The organism is Caulobacter sp. CCH9-E1, assembly GCF_001556515.1.
In the GTDB taxonomy this organism is placed as follows: Bacteria; Pseudomonadota; Alphaproteobacteria; order Caulobacterales; family Caulobacteraceae; genus Caulobacter.
Window position 1 is genome coordinate 1 of sequence record NZ_LSJA01000169.1, and the last position, 3,900, is coordinate 3,900.

At 70.0% G+C, this 3,900-nt stretch carries 4 protein-coding genes; 2 read left to right on the top strand and 2 right to left on the bottom strand.

Going from position 1 to position 3,900, the window contains the following annotated elements; translation table 11 throughout:
* The first annotated feature begins 73 nt into the window (after positions 1–73).
* Complete coding sequence (gene purH, locus AX690_RS10535) at positions 74–1,663, top strand: bifunctional phosphoribosylaminoimidazolecarboxamide formyltransferase/IMP cyclohydrolase (RefSeq protein ID WP_066686174.1); 1,590 nt, start codon at positions 74–76, stop codon at positions 1,661–1,663.
* A gap of 70 nt (positions 1,664–1,733) precedes the next feature.
* On the top strand, positions 1,734–2,486 hold the full coding sequence (locus AX690_RS10540; RefSeq protein WP_066686173.1) for a dienelactone hydrolase family protein: 753 nt from the start codon (positions 1,734–1,736) through the stop codon (positions 2,484–2,486).
* On the opposite strand, the gene AX690_RS10545 is transcribed toward AX690_RS10540, so the two are convergent.
* Together AX690_RS10545 and AX690_RS24230 are read right to left on the bottom strand one after the other, a co-directional pair.
* Entirely contained in the window at positions 2,483–3,679 is a 1,197-nt protein-coding gene (locus AX690_RS10545; RefSeq protein WP_066686171.1) for a DUF418 domain-containing protein, read from the bottom strand. The two genes, AX690_RS10540 and AX690_RS10545, sit on opposite strands and share 4 nt — an antisense overlap.
* Positions 3,680–3,746: 67 nt before the next feature.
* On the bottom strand, positions 3,747–3,900 hold a 154-nt coding region (locus tag AX690_RS24230), incomplete at its 5' end, for a hypothetical protein (RefSeq protein WP_197426839.1).

The following is a 3,900-nucleotide window of genomic DNA, read 5'->3' on the forward strand; positions in this document are numbered from 1 at the left end:
CCACCGGGGAGCTCGATACGCATAAGCCGCGCGCCTGGGCTCCCATTTCCGACCACGAAACCTGGAGTCCGCCGTGCCCGCCGCCCCCGATTATCCGTCCGCCCCCGATCTCGTCGCGCCTGCGCGCGCCCTGCTGTCGGTCTCCGACAAGACCGGCCTGGTCGAGGCCGCCAAGACGCTGCACGAGGCCGGGGTCGAGCTGGTCTCGACCGGCGGCACCAAGGCCGCGATCGCCGCGGCCGGAATCCCGGTCAAGGACGTCTCGGACTTGACCGGCTTCCCCGAGATGATGGACGGCCGCGTGAAGACCCTGCACCCGGTGGTGCACGGCGGGCTTCTCGGCGTTCGGGATGCTCCCGAACATGCGCGAGCCATGGCCGATCACGGCATCGGCGGCATCGATATCCTGTACGTGAATCTCTATCCGTTCGAGGCGACCGTCGCGAAGGGCGGGTCCTACGCCGAGTGCGTCGAGAACATCGACATCGGCGGCCCAGCCATGATCCGCTCGGCGGCCAAGAACCACGGCTATGTCGCCGTCTGCACCGATCCGGCCGACCTGGCCGAGGTGCTTGAGGCGCTGAAGGCCGGCGGTACGACCCTGGCCCTGCGCCAGACCCTGGCGGCTCGCGCCTATGCCCGCACCGCGGCCTATGACGCGGCGATCTCGGCCTGGTTCGCCCAGGCTCTTGGCCAGGATTTCCCCGCTCGCAAGAGCATCGCCGGCGAGCTGCGCCAGACCATGCGCTATGGCGAGAACCCGCACCAGAAGGCGGCCTTCTACGCGTTCCCGAACCCGCGTCCGGGCGTGGCCACGGCCAGGCAGCTGCAGGGCAAGGAGCTCAGCTACAACAACATCAACGACACCGACGCGGCCTTCGAGCTGATCGCCGAGTTCGATCCGGCCCAGGGCCCGGCGGTGGCGATCATCAAGCACGCCAATCCGTGCGGCGTGGCCGTCGGCGCCACCCAGCGCGAGGCCTATGAGCGGGCTCTCGCCTGCGACCCGACCTCGGCCTTTGGCGGCATCGTGGCGGTCAATTCGCGCCTGACCCGCGAAGCGGCCGAGGCCATGGTCGAGATCTTCACCGAGGTGGTGATCGCCCCCGAGGCCGACGAGGACGCCGTGGCCGTCTTCGCCGCCAAGAAGAACCTGCGCCTGCTGGTCACCGGCGGCCTGCCCGATCCGCTGTCGACCGGCGACACCTTCAAGAGCGTGGCCGGCGGCTTCCTCGTTCAATCTCGTGATGACGCGCGGATCAAAGCGTCGGACCTGAAGATCGTGACCAAGCGCCAGCCGACCGAGGAAGAAGTGCGCGACATGCTGTTCGCCTTCACGGTCGGCAAGCACGTCAAGTCCAACGCCATCGTCTACGCCCGCGCCGGCCAGACCCTGGGCGTCGGCGCCGGCCAGATGAACCGCAAGGACTCGGCCCGGATCGCGGCTCTTCGGGCGGCTGATTTTGGCCTGGACCTCCGGGGGTGCGCCTGCGCCTCGGAAGCCTTCTTCCCGTTCGCCGACGGCCTGATCCAGGCGGCGGAAGCGGGCGCGACGGCGATCATCCAGCCGGGCGGCTCCATGCGCGACGCCGAGGTGATCGAGGCGGCCGACAAGCTGGGCCTGGCCATGGCCTTCACCGGCGTGCGGGTGTTCAGGCACTAGAAGCGGAGCGCGACAGCCAAAAGTGGACGCCGGTTTTGGCGCCCGTCGCGCGACCAAAAAGGGAGAGCCGATGGACAGCGCCGCCTGGGGCGAGCAGATCGCCCGCCACTCCCGGGTGTTCAAGCCGGAAGGGCCCGGTCCCTTCCCGGTGGCGCTGATCCTGCACGGCTGCGGCGGCAAGACGCCGTTCCTCGAGGTCTATGCGAAGACCGCCGTGGCGGCGGGCTGGGCGGCCGTGGTGGTCGACTCGTTCCTGCCGCGCGGGGTCTCCAGCCTCGACGCCAAGCTGACGGTCTGCACCGGCCTGCGGGTGCGGGGCCCGCAGCGGGCGGGCGACGTCTTCGCCATGCTGGCCTGGCTGGAGGGGCAGGCCTGGGCCGACGCCTCGCGCCTCTTCCTGGCCGGCTGGAGCCACGGCGGCTGGACGATCATGGACGCCTATGCGCTGGGCGAGCGGGCCGCGGCGATCACCCGCGTGTCTGACGCCGACCCGGCGAGGCTGCGCTCGGTCGTGAAGGGCGCACTGCTGGTCTATCCCTATGCCGGCTATCCGGCCCTGACGACCCGCCACGGCTGGGGCCAGGCGCCGCCGCCGGTCTGGTCGGTGCTGGCCGGAAGGGATCAGGTGGTCGGCTGGAAGGCGCCCAAGCTGGCCCTTGATCGTCTGGCGCGCGACGGGCTGAGCGTCGACCAGATGTTCCTGCCCGACGCCACCCACGCCTTCGATGACAACAAGGCCAACGACCCGCGGGCGCGCTATCGCCCGGACCTGTTCGAGCAGGTCCAGGCCTATTTCACGGGGGCGCTGAAGGCTTGCGGCTAGGCCGTTGCGGGCGTTGGACGGCGGAACGGGCTTGGGCCGCGATAGAGCCGCCGCCAGACCCACTCCAGCGGGCCCATCGCGAAACGATCCATCCACCACCGCGACCACAGGATCTGGACGATCCAGATCCCGATCGTGATCGCGGCAAGACCCGGCCGATCGACCTTGCCATGCAGCCCAAGACCCCTTCCGCCGTAGAAGACGAAGGTCATGATCAGCGACTGGGCCAGATAGTTGGTGAAGGCCATCTGCCCGACCGGGGCCAGGGCGCGCGGGATCGCCGACCAGACCTTGGAGCGGGCGGCGAACACCATCAGGGCGACATAGGCCAGGGTCGTGGGCGGCGCCAGAGCCCACTGGATCCCCACCGCGACCATGCCAAGGCCCCTCGGCAGGCCCAACGCCGCTTGAGCGACGAACAGCGCGCCGACCAGGGCCGAGGCGAGGAGGCCCCCGACCAGCAGCCGTCGATAGGTCCGATCGGAGGCCTCGCCGGTCAGGACGCCGGCCTTGAACGCGCCCAGGCCGATCATCATCAGCGCCGAGGTCATCACGAAGATCAGCGGCTCGCCGGGCAGGAAGGCGAGGCGGTCCTTGGCGTTCTGGACCAGCGACTGCAGGAAGCTCCCGCCATACTGGACCTCGGCCGCCCTGGCCTTCGCCAGCTCCTGGGCGGTCTCCAGCGTCTGCTGGGCGGCGTCCTCGGGCATGGAGGCGGCCATGCTCAGGCCGACAACGGCGAGCAGACTGACGATAAGCCAGATCGTGACGCCCGTCCGGATCAGCTTCCGCGCCGGCCAGGACCGCGTGAGCATCACCGCGAAGCCCGCCAGGGCGTAGCTCAGCAGCACATCGCCGTACCAGATGGCGAAGCCGTGAAAGAGGCCGAAGACCACCATCCAGAACAGCCGCCGACGGAGGATCGCGCCGCGCTCCAGGTCCGATCGCTCGCCGCCGACCAGGAAGATCGACACGCCGAACAGCATGGCGAACAGGGTCACGAACTTGCGCTGGAACAGCCACTGGGTGACGACCCAGACCGACAGGGTGGCGGCGCCGGTCCCGTGCGGCCAGTGGGCGGCCGACTCGGCCAGCACCGGCGGGACGGCGAAGTCCGGCGCGTTGCACAGCAGGATGCCGAGCACGCCCAGGCCGCGCAGGGCGTCCAGCAGAACGATCCGGTCCTTGGTCATCGACGTCCCCGCGAGGGCCCCACGCCGCGAGCCTGCCTCGCCGCGGCGTGGAGCGCAACGGCAGGGACTAGGCGGCCGAAAGCTCGCGCAGGGCGGCGTTGGCGATCGTCAGCTTGGCGAAGGTCCAGCCGCCGCCCGCCTGCTCGATCTCCTCGATCGTCTGCTTGACCGTCCGCGGCAGGTCGCCGCGCAGAGAGGCCCACGAGCTGATCGCCGCCTTG